The organism is Klebsiella sp. 4_1_44FAA, from assembly GCF_000238715.1.
Classification (GTDB): Bacteria; Pseudomonadota; Gammaproteobacteria; order Enterobacterales; family Enterobacteriaceae; genus Klebsiella; species Klebsiella pneumoniae.
The window spans coordinates 348,743-363,007 of the sequence record NZ_JH414803.1 but is presented as its reverse complement, the minus strand read 5'-3'; the positions used below and the strand labels follow the sequence as shown (position 1 = coordinate 363,007).

The window sequence follows — 14,265 nt, the reverse complement described above, 5'->3', positions numbered from 1 at the left end:
CGTTTCCAGTAGTTATCCCCCTCCATCAGGCAGTTTCCCAGACATTACTCACCCGTCCGCCGCTCGTCACCCGAGAGCAAGCTCTCTGTGCTACCGCTCGACTTGCATGTGTTAGGCCTGCCGCCAGCGTTCAATCTGAGCCATGATCAAACTCTTCAATTTAAGTTTGATGCTCAAAGAATTAAACTTCGTAATGAATTACGTGTTCACTCTTGAGACTTGGTATTCATTTTTCGTCCGAGGACGTTAAGAATCCATGTCACTTTGAGTGCCCACACAGATTGTCTGATAAATTGTTAAAGAGCAGTTGCGACGCGCTTTAGCGCTCTGTCGCGAGGTGGCGTATATTACGCTTTCCTCTTTCAGAGTCAACCCGTTTTTCAGGATTTTTCTCTGCAACCGAACCGGCTGTTTGTGTGAAGTGATTCACATCTGCCGTGTCGATGGAGGCGCATTATAGGGAGCTCTCCGGGAATGACAAGCGGAAAAATACAATTTTATTTCAACCGCTCATCTTTTAAACGCAACGCTTATTTTTGCTGCTTTTTAATCGCCGCCGGCAGCTCTGCCAGGCTATTTAGCACCCAATCCGCCGCTTTTTCCGCTTCTTCAGTCAGGGGCTTACCGGTGCGCACCAGTACTTTAGTCCCGACATCCGCAGCCGCTGCCGCCTGCATATCTTCCAGTTTGTCCCCTACCATATAAGAAGCAGCCATATCGATATGCAGATAGTCGCGGGCGGAAATCAGCATCCCCGGATGCGGTTTACGACAATCACAGGTCTGGCGGTACTCCTCAACCGCACCCTGCGGGTGATGCGGGCAATAGTAGATACCGTCGAGGTCGACACCGCGGTCTGCCAGAGACCAGTCCATCCATTCGGTCAGCGTTTCAAACTGGGCTTCGGTAAATTTACCGCGGGCAATACCGGACTGGTTAGTGACCAGCACCAGCGCGTAGCCCATCTCTTTTAGTTCGCGCATCGCGTCAATGACGCCATCGATAAATTCAAAATTGTCGATTTCGTGGACGTAGCCATGATCGACATTAATAGTGCCGTCACGGTCGAGAAAAATTGCGGGTACTGACTTTGCCACCGGTTTGCTCCTGAAAAAGACTAGTGCCGCTAGTATCGCATGTTTCCGCATGCAAGAAAGTGCTCATTATAAAGAGTCAGATTGATTTAGACGTCTGGATGCCTTAACATCCATTTCATTGCCAGGCATCGCCTGGATACGGCAGAAGAAAATGCCACGGCAAACGGCTAAACGATAATAAATAACTGATGATTAAACTTTCCAATATCACCAAAGTATTCCAGCAGGGGAATCGCAGCATTCAGGCGCTGAATAACGTCAGCCTGCATGTCCCTGCCGGACAGATTTACGGCGTCATCGGTGCCTCCGGCGCCGGTAAAAGTACGCTGATTCGCTGCGTGAACCTGCTGGAGCGCCCGACCGAGGGCAGCGTACAGGTTGACGGCCAGGAACTGACTGCCCTGTCGGAGAAAGAGCTAACCCGCGCTCGCCGTCAAATTGGCATGATTTTCCAGCATTTTAACCTGTTGGCCTCGCGGACCGTTTTCGGCAACGTGGCATTACCCCTGGAGCTGGATAACACGCCGCAGGCTGAAATCAAACGCCGTGTCACGGAGCTGCTGGATCTTGTCGGTCTGGGTGATAAGCACGACAGCTACCCGGCCAACCTCTCCGGCGGCCAGAAACAGCGCGTGGCGATTGCCCGCGCGCTGGCCAGCAATCCTAAAGTATTGCTGTGCGATGAAGCCACCAGCGCCCTGGATCCGGCCACTACCCGTTCCATTCTCGAACTGCTGAAAGACATTAACCGTCGTCTGGGGCTGACCATCCTGTTGATCACCCATGAAATGGACGTGGTTAAACGTATCTGCGACTGCGTGGCGGTCATTAGTAATGGTCAACTGATCGAGCAGGACACCGTGAGCGAAGTCTTCTCCCATCCGAAGACGCCGCTGGCTCAGCAGTTTATTCAGTCCACTCTGCACCTCGATATTCCGGATGACTATCAGGCGCGCCTGAAACCTACCGCCACAGCGGATAGCGTACCGATGCTGCGCATGGAATTTACCGGCCACTCCGTCGATGCGCCGCTGCTCTCTGAAACCGCGCGTCGCTTCAACGTGAATAACAACATTATCAGCGCGCAGATGGATTATGCCGGCGGGGTGAAGTTCGGCATCATGCTCACCGAAATGCACGGTACACAGGAAGACACTCAGGCGGCCATCGCCTGGCTGCAGGAACATCATGTAAAAGTAGAGGTATTGGGTTATGTCTGAGGCAATGATGTGGCTGCTGTTGCGCGGCGTATGGGAAACGCTGGCAATGACTTTTGTCTCTGGCTTCTTCGGTTTTGTCCTCGGCCTGCCGGTGGGCGTGCTGCTGTACGTGACCCGTCCGGGGCAAATCGTCGCCAATGCCAAACTGTACCGCACGCTGTCGGCGCTGGTGAATATTTTCCGCTCCATCCCGTTCATTATCCTGCTGGTCTGGATGATTCCGTTTACCCGCGTGATCGTCGGTACCTCTATCGGCCTGCAGGCAGCGATTGTGCCATTAACAGTTGGCGCCGCGCCGTTTATCGCCCGCATGGTGGAGAACGCCCTGCTGGAAATCCCCACCGGCCTTATTGAAGCCTCCCGCGCAATGGGCGCCACGCCGCTGCAGATCGTGCGCAAAGTCCTGCTACCTGAAGCACTGCCGGGTCTGGTCAACGCCGCCACCATCACGCTCATCACGCTGGTGGGTTATTCCGCAATGGGCGGCGCGGTGGGCGCCGGTGGCCTGGGTCAGATTGGTTATCAGTATGGCTATATTGGATATAACGCCACCGTGATGAATACCGTACTGGTATTGCTGGTTGTTCTGGTTTATTTAATTCAATTCTCTGGCGATCGCATCGTCCGGGCTGTGACTCACAAATAACGTTATTGGCAGACAACACTCATTCTTACAGGAAGGAAATAACATGGCCTTTAATTTCAAAACTTTTGCGGCAGTTGGCGCGTTAATCGGTTCTCTGGCGCTGGTGGGTTGCGGTCAGGATGAAAAAGATCCGAATCATATTAAAGTCGGCGTTATCGTCGGGGCGGAACAGCAGGTCGCTGAAGTTGCACAGAAAGTAGCAAAAGAGAAGTATGGCCTTGACGTAGAACTGGTGACCTTCAACGATTACGTTCTGCCGAACGAAGCGCTGAGCAAAGGCGATATCGACGTGAACGCCTTCCAGCATAAACCGTATCTCGATCAGCAGATTAAAGACCGCGGCTATAAGCTGGTGGCTGTCGGTAACACCTTCGTCTACCCGATCGCGGGTTATTCGAAGAAAATCAAATCGCTGGACGAACTGCAGCCGGGCTCCCAGATCGCCGTCCCTAACGATCCGACCAACCTCGGTCGTTCTCTGCTGCTGCTGCAGCAGGTGGGCCTGATCAAACTGAAGGATGGCGTAGGCCTGCTGCCGACCTCGCTGGACATCGTCGAGAACCCGAAAAACCTGAAGATTGTTGAACTGGAGGCGCCGCAGCTGCCGCGTTCCCTGGACGATGCGCAGATTGCGCTGGCCGTTATCAACACCACTTACGCCAGCCAGATTGGCCTGACCCCGGCGAAAGACGGCATCTTTGTTGAAGGTAAAGAGTCTCCTTACGTGAACCTGATTGTGGCGCGTGAAGACAATAAAGATGCTGAGAATGTGAAAAAATTCGTTCAGGCTTACCAGAGCGATGAAGTTTACGAAGCAGCGAACAAGATCTTTAACGGCGGTGCCGTGAAAGGCTGGTAATCTTTTCTCACCGTAATATCATTCAGGACGGGCTTCACGCCCGTCTTGTCATTTATGCAAGCACCTGATTCAATAACGCCCTGTTTTTTATTCATTGAGGAAATACTATGCGTGCTTTACCGATCTGTTTGTTAGCACTCATGTTAAGCGGTTGTTCCATGCTAAGCAGATCTCCCGTTGAGCCTGCTCAAAGCACTGCAACCCCGCCAGTTAAATCTGAGCCGAGCAAACCGCGCGCCACCCGCCCGGCCCCAGTACGTATTTACACCGATGCGTCAGAGCTGGTTGGTAAACCGTTCCGCGATCTGGGTGAAGTATCTGGCGAGTCCTGCCAGGCTTCGAATCAGGATTCTCCGCCGAATATCCCCACCGCGCGCAAGCGCCTGCAAATTAATGCCGCGCGTATGAAAGCCAATGCCGTCCTGCTTCACCGCTGCGAAGTGACCAGCGGTACGCCAGGCTGCTACCGTCAGGCCGTTTGCCTGGGTTCAGCGCTTAACGTCTCGGCGCAATGAGCGCATTTCAGTTCGCGCAAATAGGCGTCATCCGTTCGCCGTATAAAGAGAAGTTTGCCGTTCCTCGCCAGCCAGGCCTGGTGAAACACGGCGGCGGAGAACTTCATCTGGTCGCGCCCTATAACCAGGCCGACGCCGTGCGTGGCCTGGAGAGCTTCAGCCATCTGTGGATCCTGTTTGTGTTTCATCAGACAATGGAAGGCGGTTGGCGTCCGACGGTGCGACCTCCCCGACTGGGCGGCAATGCGCGGATGGGCGTCTTCGCCACCCGTTCAACGTTTCGCCCTAATCCCATCGGCATGTCGCTCGTTGAGCTCAAGGGCATTCGCTGTCAGAAAGATCAGGTAATACTGGAACTCGGCAGCCTCGATCTCGTCGACGGGACGCCGGTGGTTGATATCAAACCGTATCTTCCTTTCGCCGAAGCCCTGCCGGACGCCAGCGCCAGCTATGCACAGCAGGCGCCGCTGGCGGGTATGAACGTCAGCTTTACGCCGGAAATAGACGCACAGTTACTCACGCTGGAAAAACGCTACCCACATATCAAAGCGTTTATCCGCGAGGTGCTGGCGCAGGATCCGCGTCCGGCCTACCGAAAAGAGGAACAAGCGGGAAAAACGTATGCCGTCTGGCTGCTGGATTTCAACGTCCGCTGGCGGGTGACTGCCTCCGGTTTTGAAGTCTTTGCCCTCGAAGCGCGCTAATTTTATTTTCCTCTCTTTTGGCATCTTTGCCACACTGGTAAACTAAACCACTTTTTTTGTTTCAGGCTGGGCAACCAGCCTGTTCCGCTCGTTTAACTGGAACCGTTACAACATGCGTACTAGCCAATATCTGCTCTCCACTCTGAAGGAGACACCTGCCGACGCCGAGGTAATCAGCCATCAGCTGATGCTGCGCGCCGGGATGATCCGCAAGCTGGCCTCCGGGTTATACACCTGGCTGCCGACCGGCGTGCGCGTCCTGAAAAAAGTCGAAAACATCGTGCGTGAAGAAATGAACAACGCCGGTGCGATCGAGGTGTTAATGCCGGTCGTTCAGCCATCTGAACTGTGGCAGGAGAGCGGGCGCTGGGAGCAGTACGGCCCGGAACTGTTGCGCATTGCCGATCGCGGCGATCGTCCGTTCGTCCTCGGCCCAACCCACGAAGAGGTCATTACCGATCTGATCCGCAACGAGCTGAACTCCTATAAACAGCTGCCGCTGAACTTCTATCAGATCCAGACCAAATTCCGCGACGAAGTACGCCCGCGTTTCGGGGTGATGCGCTCCCGTGAATTCCTGATGAAAGATGCCTACTCTTTCCATACTTCGCAGGAATCGCTGCAGGAAACCTACGACGCGATGTATGCCGCTTACAGTAAAATCTTCAGCCGTATGGGGCTGGATTTCCGCGCGGTACAGGCTGACACCGGTTCTATCGGCGGCAGCGCCTCTCATGAATTCCAGGTGCTGGCGCAGAGCGGCGAAGACGATGTGATCTTCTCCGACAGCTCCGACTACGCGGCAAACATCGAGTTTGCGGAAGCCGTTGCGCCGAAAGAGCCGCGCGCAGCCGCCACCCAGGAGATGACCCTGGTCGATACGCCGAACGCCAAAACCATCGCCGAGCTGGTGGAGCAGTTCAACCTGCCAATCGAAAAAACCGTGAAAACTCTGCTGGTGAAAGCGGTTGAAGATAGCGCTTCCCCGCTGGTTGCCCTGCTGGTGCGCGGCGATCACGAGCTGAACGAAGTGAAAGCGGAAAAACTGCCGCAGGTCGCCAGCCCGCTGACCTTCGCCACCGAAGAAGAGATCCGCGCCCTGGTGAACGCCGGTCCGGGCTCCCTGGGCCCGGTGAACATGCCGGTTCCGGTGATTATCGACCGTACTGTAGCGGTGATGAGCGATTTCGCCGCTGGCGCCAACATCGATGGCAAACACTACTTCGGCATCAACTGGGACCGCGATGTCGCGACGCCGGAAGTGGCCGACATCCGTAACGTCGTCGCCGGCGACCCGAGCCCGGACGGTAAAGGTACCCTGCTTATTAAGCGCGGTATCGAAGTGGGTCATATCTTCCAGCTGGGGACGAAGTACTCCGAGGCGATGAAAGCCGCGGTCCAGGGCGAAGATGGCCGTAACCAGATCCTGACCATGGGCTGCTATGGTATCGGGGTGACTCGCGTGGTAGCGGCGGCGATTGAGCAGAACTTTGACGATCGCGGTATCGTCTGGCCGGATGCGATTGCGCCTTTCCAGGTGGCGATCCTGCCGATGAACATGCACAAGTCTTACCGTGTGCAGGAGCTGGCGGAGAAACTGTACGCCGAGCTGAGCGCCCAGGGTATTGAAGTGCTGATGGACGATCGTAAAGAGCGTCCGGGCGTGATGTTCGCCGATATGGAGCTGATCGGTATCCCGCACACCATCGTGCTGGGCGATCGTAACCTCGATAACGATGATATCGAATACAAGTATCGTCGCAACGGTGAGAAGCAGCTGATTAAGACCGGAGATATTGTGGAATATCTGGTTAAAGCGATAAAAGGCTAACACCCACCTCAGGGCCCTGAACGGATGTCAGGGCCTTTTTTTTACAAGGACAGTACCAATGACTGCACATCTCCTCCGCAGCGGACTGCTTACTTTTGCCCTGCTCCTGCTTACCGCCTGTACCCTGGACGTCGGCCGCAGCTCGCCTTCCACATCTGCTGCCGATGACCATTCATCATCCTGGGCTGTTACCCTCCAGCGTCAAAGCTCGATTGCCGGCAGCGGACTGCGCGAAATCGCCGAAAGCGACCTGCGCTCCGGCGACCTGCTGTTCTCCTCCAGCCTGGGCGTCACATCGCTTGGGATCCGCGCCTTCAGCGCCTCTTCCGTAAGCCACGTCGCGCTGTATGTTGGCGAAGGTCAGGTTGCGGAAGCCACCGGCGCCGGCGTACAAGTGATTACCCTTCAGCAGGCGCTGGCGCACAGCGATAAACTCTTTGCTCTCAGGGTGCCTGACCTGACGCCGGACCAGGCGACGGCGATGAAAAGTTTTGCCTGGCAGGTCAAAGACAGCGGGTATAACTATCGCGGCATTATTCAGTTTATCCCTTATATGGTCACCAAACCGCTCTGCTCGCTCAACCCCTTCTCACGAGACTTTCGCCAGCAGTGCGTCAGTGGCCTGGCCAAAGCGCAGCTGGGCGATGCGGCAAGCGGCGACAAGAAAGCGTGGTTTTGCTCGGAGTTTGTCAGCGAGGCCTTTGTCCGAGCCGGGCATCCGCTGACGCTCGCGCAGGCGGCGTGGATCAGTCCTTCCGATCTGCTGCACATGCGGGAAGGAGACGTCGCCACGTTTAAACCCGAAACGCAGCTCCAGTATGTCGGGCATTTGAAACTGGGAGTTTATCTTCAGGCTGGTAAGCTGGTGGGGCTGAACAAACCGAAGGACGGTGCGGAGTAAAGAAACGATTGACGCTTTTCCGCCAGCCAGATCCACGCTCACTCTTGATGTGACAGGGCTAATAACAGGAGGAAGTAGGTGGTACTGTGCGGGATCATCCCCTGCCCGTTACCCGGACAGGGGCCTGACAATCAATGGCTGCAGTCTTTACCGGGAATAAATTTGCCGGCTTGATCCGTCATCAGCGTTTTCATCATCTCGCCGGTATCCGGGTTCGCCTCGAGAGTAAAGTGCCCTTCTACCACCAGCAGTACCGGGCGAGTATCGGTCCCGCGCGCGGCGGCATAATCCCGTTCAAGCTGGGCATTGTTCGCCACCGCGACGCGTTTACCGGTCGCACAATCGGTAAAGGTTGCCGCATCGGCCATATAGAAATACATGCCGCGCATCGCCATCGGCGTCGTCGGCAGGCTGGCCTTCACTGGCTCCAGGGTATAGTTGAGAGGAGACTGAATGGGGCTTCCGTTGCGGTCGAGCATCTCCAGCTTGTCGCCTTTCGCGCGAAAGTAAGATTTCTCGCCCTTGCTGTTGGTCAGCACCAGCTTATCCGCGGTACGTGCCCAGGTGCCGTACGAGGCAAAGGATGACGGCTCACGACGGGCGCCCTGGTAGTGCTCATTCATCACCCAGGTCCCGTCTTTTTCCAGGAACAGCGAGGTGTCGATACCTTCGCAATCCGCGCAAGGCAGCACGCCTCGCCAGCTTTGCTGCATCGGCTTGAGCTCTTCCATCGCCGCTGGCTGGACCGTGTCAGTCTCGGCGCGATGGTTACAACCAAACAGCGCGAACAGCGAACAGGCCGCTATCACGGAGAATACGATTTTCTTCACTTTGCTTTCCTTATCATCCATTTCACCCGTTCGCCGACGCCTTCACTGGCGAACTTTCCCACGCAGCGCCTTGACTGAGGACTTCTGTGCCTTGGAAGCAAGGCGTCGCTCTTTCGATGCCCGAGTCGGTCGCGTCTCCCGGCGACTTTTTTGCACTGCGGTTAATTCTTTAATAAGGGCCACCAGCCGGGCGATCGCCGCTTCACGGTTCATCTCCTGGCTGCGGTATTCCTGAGCCTTAATGATAACCACACCGTCAGCAGAAATTAAGTGGTGGCTGGCGGCGAGCAGGCGCTCTTTGTAAAACTCCGGCAGGCTTGAAGCTTTAATATCAAAGCGCAGATGGATCGCCGTCGACGCTTTGTTTACATGCTGCCCCCCTGCTCCCTGGGCGCGAATGCCTGACAAGACGATCTCGTCGTCGGCAAGGGCTACGCTGCGGCTAATAGTAATCATGCCGACGCTTGCCAGGCGGTAAGCTGAATTTCCAGATTATTCCGAGCGCCGGATAACCAGATACTGCCCTCCTGCAGAGTGGCCTGCAGCGTCATGGTACGGTCGGCAAAGGCGCTAAGCAGTGCCAATTGCGCATCATCAAGATACCAGATGGTCAGCTTCGGGTACGCCGCAAGCTTGCTCTGATTCTGCTGCCACCAGATTTCAGCTGCCCGGCTATTATAGGCAAACAGCGCCACCGCCTGCGCCCGTGAGCAGGCTTTCTTAATCCGCCGCTCATCCGGCAGACCCAGTTCGATCCACAGATCGACCCCGAGATGATCGTTAAGCAGCCACAGCTCCGGCTCGTCATCCGACGACAGACCGCGGGTAAACTGTAGCCGTTCATCGGCATATTTGATCCATGCCAGCAGGCGCAGCATCATGCGCTCCTGGGTTTCTGACGGATGCTGAGCCAGCGTCAGGTTAGCATCCAGAAACTGGTTGCGATCCAGATCGGCTACATTTACCGCAGCTTTATATATTGTCGCTTTCAGCGCCATGAATAAACTCCTGAAAAGAATGGCGTACATTGTAGCGAAACTGGCGGCAAAAGGCTGTCGTCAATCGCAGCAACCTGTTTCATCCTGCTGAAATTGCTTAAATGACTATGATATAGTTCCCTTGCTAAACAGAGTTTATCTTCGTAGGCTTAAACTTGCATCCCACGGTTGAGTCAGAACGCTGACAGGAGGGCATGTGGACCACTATTGTGAGTTAATACGCAAGCGGTATGCGGAAATAGCCAGCGGAGACTTAGGGTATATCCCGGATGCGCTGGGTTGCGTGTTGAAAGTATTGAATGAGATTGCGGCGGATGAGGCCCTTTCGGAGTCAGTCAGGGAAAAGGCCGCTTATGCGGCAGCAAACTTACTGGTGAGCGATTATGTCAATGAATGATACTTATCAACCCATTAACTGCGATGATTACGACAACCTGGAGCTGGCCTGCCAGCATCACCTGGTGCTGACGCTGGCGCTGAAGGATGGCGAACAGCTGCAGGCAAAGGCCAGCGATCTTATCTCGCGAAAAAATATCGAGTATCTGGTGGTCGAACTCGCCGGCAACGTCCGCGAGCTGCGCCTGGATAAAATCGCCAGCTTCAGTCACCCGGAAATCGGCACCGTGGTGGTGAGCGAATCCTGAATCAAAAACGGGCTTAATCGCCCGTTTTCCTCCACATCAGCCTGACCCCTTCCCCGTCCTTCACTTCACCTTCTGTGGTCACAAACAGATCGTCCGCTGCGGCAATCGGCGTTTCGCCGTAAAACAGCAGCGGCGTGGTGTCTCGTCGCCACGGAGCAACGCCCAGCTCCTGCCAGAGCTTCTTAAGCTTGCGTCCGCCATGGCGCCCGACAATATGCAGGTGGCCGCTGGCGCGAAAGCGGACGGTGACCGGCTCATCCGCCGACGGCGGGCGCAGCCTGCCGCCGGGCCGCAGCGTCAGCTCGCCGAGACCGTCCGCCAGCCGCAGCGGCTGGCGCCAGTCGGGCCAGCGCTGAACGCTGTCCGTCTGACCGGGAAGATACTTCACCCAGTACAAACGCTGTTGAAAACGGCGGACGGTAAATTCCCCCAGCCGCAGACAGGGGCTGGCATCTTCCCGCGCCAGCGCCACCTCGTGCCAGAGGCGCTCAGGCACCTCGCGGGCGGGCATCGGCGCCTGCTGCCCGGCGAGCCAGCGACGCAGCAGCGCCGCTCGGCGCGGCGGACTCATCGTCGCCAGCGGCGCGATAGCCAGCGAGCCATCTTCGGCCACCAGCGACGCCAGCTCCGCCGCCAACATCTCGTCCAGCAGTTGTTCCTGCTCGGCGCACAGGCTGGCGCTGCGGGCGACGGCCTCGCTAAAGTGCGGCCAACGCTCGCGCAGCACCGGGATCACCCGCAGGCGCAGGAAATTGCGGTCATAGGTATCATCCTGATTACTCTCATCTTCGATCCACGACAGCTGATGGGCGAGCGCCCACTGGCGTAGTGATTCGCGGGTTTCATTGAGGAGAGGACGCAGCAGTCGACTGCCGGCAAAGGCAGAGGATGGCGCCATCGCCGACAGGCCGGTAGGACCGCTGCCGCGTTTTAACGCCAGCAGCAGGGTTTCGCACTGATCGTCCTGGTGCTGGGCGGTCACTAACACCTCGCCGGCATTGAGCGTATCCTGAAAGGCCTGATAGCGCGCCGCACGAGCGTGGGCCTCGACGCCCAGCCCTCCCCGGGCTAACGTCACGTGATGCACCACCAGCGGCACCTGCCACTGCTGGCAAATCTGCCGACAATGCGCCACCCAGTCGTCTGCGTGGACGCTAAGGCCGTGGTGAACATGCACCGCCCGCAGCGTCAGCGAGGGATCCTGTTCCCGCAGCAGCACCAGCTGATGCAGAAGAACCGTCGAGTCCAGACCGCCGCTGAAGGCCACCAGCAGCTGGCGATGGGGATGAAGCGTATGCGCAATATCAGCCGTCATATCCACGAACATACCGAGAAGTGATGGCCCGGCACGTTACCGGGCCAGGGCCGCGCTGGCAAGATTTACTGCTGATATATTTCCAGCGGCAGGTCGTCCGGATCGCTAAAGAAGGTAAAGCGTTTACCGGTAAAGGGATCGACACGAATCGCTTCGCACTCCACGCCATGCGCGGTGAGATGGGCTACCGCGGCGTCGATATCATCCACGCTAAAGGCCACATGACGCAGCCCGCAGGCTTCCGGACGACTGGGGCGGGCTGGCGGAAACGGGAACGAGAACAACTCAATCACATACTCGCCGTTGAGCGCCAGATCGCCTTTCCAGGAATCGCGCTCGGCGCGATAAAACTCACTTTGCAGCGTAAACCCCAGAATATCGCAATAGAACGCTTTACTGCGGGCGTAGTCGGTCGCAATGATGGCAATATGGTGAACCCGTTTCAAACCCAGCATGGTTAAACTCCTTCTGTTAAGCCAGCCACGTTACTCGTGCGCGCCGTTAACGCGCAAGCCTTTCGTCATTTTTTAAGACTCGTACCCGATACACACCGTCCTCATCGCGCTTGGCGCCGTGAATATCGGTCTCAAAGCCCGGGTAATGACGGCCGATAGAGCAAAGCATCAGCAGAAAATCGAGCACCGCCCGGCTTTCCTCGGTGATCATCTCTCCCGGCATCAGCAGCGGAACCCCCGGCGGATAAGGGAGGATCATGTTGGCCGAAATCCGCCCCACCAGGTTCTCCAGTTCAATAGTTTCCACCTCCCCCTTTATCTGGCGCTGCCAGGCGTGATGCGGCGTCATTTTCATTTCCGGCAGGACGTCAAAGGCGCTGAGCATCAGCTGCGGCAGCTGATGCTGACGGATCAAGCGGTGGATCCCCTGCGCCAGATCCTGGATCCGCATGTTGCGGTAGAAGTCGGGATCTTCGGCGTACAGATCCGGCAGCATATTTTTCACCCGCAGATTGAGATCGTAGGCGCGTTTAAACTCGGTCAGGCCGCGCAGCAGCCCCATCGCCCGGGTTTTATCGATGCCGATACTGAACAGGAACAGCAGATTGTAGGGGCCTGTTTTCTCTACCACCACGCCCCGCTCGTCGAGGAACTTCGCCACCAGCGCCGCCGGGATCCCCTCTTCATCCATATTCCCCTGCTCGTCCATGCCCGGCGTCAGAATGGTGACCTTCACCGGATCGAGATACATATGATCCGCATCGGCATCTTTGAAACCGTGCCAGTCCTCGCCCGGCGCTACCGGCCAGCACTCGGCTTTATCCACGGCTTCCGGCTGCCAGATATCAAAGAACCAGCCGTCCGACTCCTCGCGCAGTCGCTGCACCTCTTTGCGGAAGTCCAGCGCCCGCTCAATGGAGCGCTGGATCAGACGTTTACCGGAGTTGCCGCGCAGCATCGCCGCCGCGGTCTCAATCGACGCGACGATGGGGTAGCTCGGCGACGTAGAGGTATGCATCATAAAGGCTTCGTTAAAGGTCTCTTCATCATAGTTGCCTTTAATGTGGATCAGCGAGGCCTGCGACAGCGCGGCCAGCATCTTATGCGTCGACTGCGTCTCGAAGATGACTTTCCCGGGGATCCGCTCCCCGCTCATACCGCTTTTCCCCTGATATATCGGATGGAAATGGGTATAGGGCACCCAGGCGGAATCGAAATGGATCGACGGGACATCGAGCGTCTCCTTAAGCCAGGTGGTGTTATAGAGCAGACCATCGTAGGTGGAGTTGGTGATCACCGCATGCACGGGCCACTGCGCCCCGCCCGTGTCGCGCACTTTCTGCTGAATGCTGTCGCGGGTAAATTCGCGCCGGGGGATACCGCCGAGGATCCCCAGCGCGTTGCGGGTCGGCTTCAGCCACAGGGGAACCACATCGCTCATCATCAGCAGGTGGGCCAGCGATTTGTGACAGTTACGGTCAATCAGCAGGGTGCTGCCGGCGGGCGCCGAGTACATGCCGACAATTTTATTGGACGTCGAGGTGCCGTTGGTCACCATATAGCTTTGCTCGGCGCCAAAGGCGCGCGCGATATACTCCTCCGCCTCCAGGTGCGGGCCGGTATGATCCAGCAGGGAGCCCAGCTCGGTGACCGAAATCGAGACATCCGCCTTCAGCGTATTCCCGCCAAAAAAATCATAGAACAGGCAGCCCACCGGGCTTTTCTGATAGGCGCTGCCGCCCATATGGCCCGGCGTACAGAAGGTATATTTTCCCTCCTGGACATAGTTGAACAGCGCGCGGGTAAACGGCGGAGTGATATTCTCCAGGTACTCGCGGGTGTACTGCCCAATGCGGGTGGCGATCTCTTCGGAGAGTCCCAGCGCATATTCGAAGAACCACAGCGTCATGCGCAAATCCTGACTGCTGACATCCATCGTCGAGTGGGCGTTAATAAAGGCGTACAGAGGAAGGTATTCATTGAGCTGATTGATATCGCTGCACAGATCGACGCTGTATTCATCCCAGTCGAAGATCACCCCGCAGATGCGCGGGTTGTGCTCGATAAACTGCAGCAGGTCGGCGCTGTTTTGCGGCCAGATGGTCTGGAAGCCCTGGCGCTGCAGTGCCGCTTCCAGTTCTTTGATCGGCTCGTCTTTGTGGTAGACGCCGTGAGGCCCCATGATGGCGATGATATTCACGCTTTCCTCCTGGTATTCACCTAAGTCAAGCATCATAGCAATCCCCCGGG

16 protein-coding genes and 1 rRNA gene are annotated in these 14,265 nt (G+C 56.8%); 9 read left to right on the top strand and 8 right to left on the bottom strand.

Annotated elements, in window-relative coordinates; translation table 11 throughout:
- A 16S ribosomal RNA gene (locus HMPREF1024_RS0127175) occupies positions 1–162 on the bottom strand; the annotation flags it as partial.
- Between the two features lie 368 nt (positions 163–530).
- On the bottom strand, positions 531–1,097 hold the full coding sequence (gmhB, locus tag HMPREF1024_RS06685; protein WP_002889452.1) for a D-glycero-beta-D-manno-heptose 1,7-bisphosphate 7-phosphatase: 567 nt from the start codon (positions 1,095–1,097) through the stop codon (positions 531–533).
- Positions 1,098–1,285: 188 nt separating this feature from the next.
- Here gmhB and metN point away from each other — a divergent pair, with 188 nt between their 5' ends.
- The 7 genes from metN (at position 1,286) to HMPREF1024_RS06720 (ending at position 7,773) form a co-directional block, all read left to right on the top strand.
- Complete coding sequence (metN, locus tag HMPREF1024_RS06690) at positions 1,286–2,317, top strand: methionine ABC transporter ATP-binding protein MetN (protein WP_002889450.1); 1,032 nt, start codon at positions 1,286–1,288, stop codon at positions 2,315–2,317.
- Positions 2,310–2,963, top strand: a complete 654-nt coding sequence (locus HMPREF1024_RS06695; protein ID WP_002889448.1) for a methionine ABC transporter permease MetI — start codon at positions 2,310–2,312, stop codon at positions 2,961–2,963. Before metN ends, HMPREF1024_RS06695 begins: the two co-directional genes overlap by 8 nt.
- A 43-nt stretch (positions 2,964–3,006) precedes the next feature.
- Complete coding sequence (metQ, locus tag HMPREF1024_RS06700) at positions 3,007–3,822, top strand: methionine ABC transporter substrate-binding lipoprotein MetQ (RefSeq protein WP_002889445.1); 816 nt, start codon at positions 3,007–3,009, stop codon at positions 3,820–3,822.
- 107 nt (positions 3,823–3,929) lie between these two features.
- Positions 3,930–4,337 (top strand): Rcs stress response system protein RcsF, encoded by a 408-nt coding sequence (rcsF, locus tag HMPREF1024_RS06705; protein WP_002889443.1) that lies wholly within the window; start codon positions 3,930–3,932, stop codon positions 4,335–4,337.
- Positions 4,334–5,041: a tRNA (N6-threonylcarbamoyladenosine(37)-N6)-methyltransferase TrmO gene (tsaA, locus tag HMPREF1024_RS06710; protein WP_002889441.1), complete on the top strand. Its 708-nt coding sequence runs from the start codon at positions 4,334–4,336 to the stop codon at positions 5,039–5,041. The genes rcsF and tsaA overlap by 4 nt, the downstream gene beginning before the upstream one ends.
- Before the next feature lie 112 nt (positions 5,042–5,153).
- Positions 5,154–6,872 (top strand): proline--tRNA ligase, encoded by a 1,719-nt coding sequence (gene proS / locus HMPREF1024_RS06715; protein ID WP_004151928.1) that lies wholly within the window; start codon positions 5,154–5,156, stop codon positions 6,870–6,872.
- Between the two features lie 58 nt (positions 6,873–6,930).
- On the top strand, positions 6,931–7,773 hold the full coding sequence (locus tag HMPREF1024_RS06720; protein WP_004212714.1) for a YaeF family permuted papain-like enzyme: 843 nt from the start codon (positions 6,931–6,933) through the stop codon (positions 7,771–7,773).
- A gap of 131 nt (positions 7,774–7,904) precedes the next feature.
- Here the strand turns inward: HMPREF1024_RS06720 and nlpE are convergent, their stop codons facing one another.
- From nlpE to HMPREF1024_RS06735, 3 genes are read right to left on the bottom strand one after another with little or no spacing between them, the layout of a single operon-like run.
- Positions 7,905–8,603: an envelope stress response activation lipoprotein NlpE gene (gene nlpE / locus HMPREF1024_RS06725; RefSeq protein WP_002889435.1), complete on the bottom strand. Its 699-nt coding sequence runs from the start codon at positions 8,601–8,603 to the stop codon at positions 7,905–7,907.
- A 42-nt stretch (positions 8,604–8,645) separates the two neighbouring features.
- Positions 8,646–9,059, bottom strand: a complete 414-nt coding sequence (arfB, locus tag HMPREF1024_RS06730) for an alternative ribosome rescue aminoacyl-tRNA hydrolase ArfB (RefSeq protein WP_002889433.1) — start codon at positions 9,057–9,059, stop codon at positions 8,646–8,648.
- Positions 9,056–9,601 carry a YaeQ family protein gene (locus HMPREF1024_RS06735; RefSeq protein WP_009309281.1) on the bottom strand — a complete coding sequence of 182 codons (546 nt, stop codon included), beginning with the start codon at positions 9,599–9,601 and terminating at the stop codon, positions 9,056–9,058. The genes arfB and HMPREF1024_RS06735 overlap by 4 nt, the downstream gene beginning before the upstream one ends.
- A gap of 196 nt (positions 9,602–9,797) precedes the next feature.
- On the opposite strand from HMPREF1024_RS06735, the gene HMPREF1024_RS06740 reads away from it, so the two are divergent.
- Positions 9,798–9,998: a YaeP family protein gene (locus HMPREF1024_RS06740; protein WP_002889429.1), complete on the top strand. Its 201-nt coding sequence runs from the start codon at positions 9,798–9,800 to the stop codon at positions 9,996–9,998.
- Complete coding sequence (gene rof / locus HMPREF1024_RS06745; protein WP_002889424.1) at positions 9,985–10,245, top strand: Rho-binding antiterminator; 261 nt, start codon at positions 9,985–9,987, stop codon at positions 10,243–10,245. The genes HMPREF1024_RS06740 and rof overlap by 14 nt, the downstream gene beginning before the upstream one ends.
- Before the next feature lie 13 nt (positions 10,246–10,258).
- Here the strand turns inward: rof and tilS are convergent, their stop codons facing one another.
- From tilS to HMPREF1024_RS06760, 3 genes are read right to left on the bottom strand one after another with little or no spacing between them, the layout of a single operon-like run.
- Complete coding sequence (gene tilS / locus HMPREF1024_RS06750; protein WP_009309280.1) at positions 10,259–11,572, bottom strand: tRNA lysidine(34) synthetase TilS; 1,314 nt, start codon at positions 11,570–11,572, stop codon at positions 10,259–10,261.
- Between the two features lie 53 nt (positions 11,573–11,625).
- The gene (locus HMPREF1024_RS06755) at positions 11,626–12,015 is read right to left on the bottom strand and encodes a VOC family protein (RefSeq protein WP_009309279.1); all 390 of its coding nucleotides are present in this window, start codon (positions 12,013–12,015) and stop codon (positions 11,626–11,628) included.
- A gap of 46 nt (positions 12,016–12,061) precedes the next feature.
- Positions 12,062–14,215 (bottom strand): lysine decarboxylase LdcC, encoded by a 2,154-nt coding sequence (locus HMPREF1024_RS06760; protein ID WP_002889384.1) that lies wholly within the window; start codon positions 14,213–14,215, stop codon positions 12,062–12,064.
- Positions 14,216–14,265: the final 50 nt, after the last annotated feature.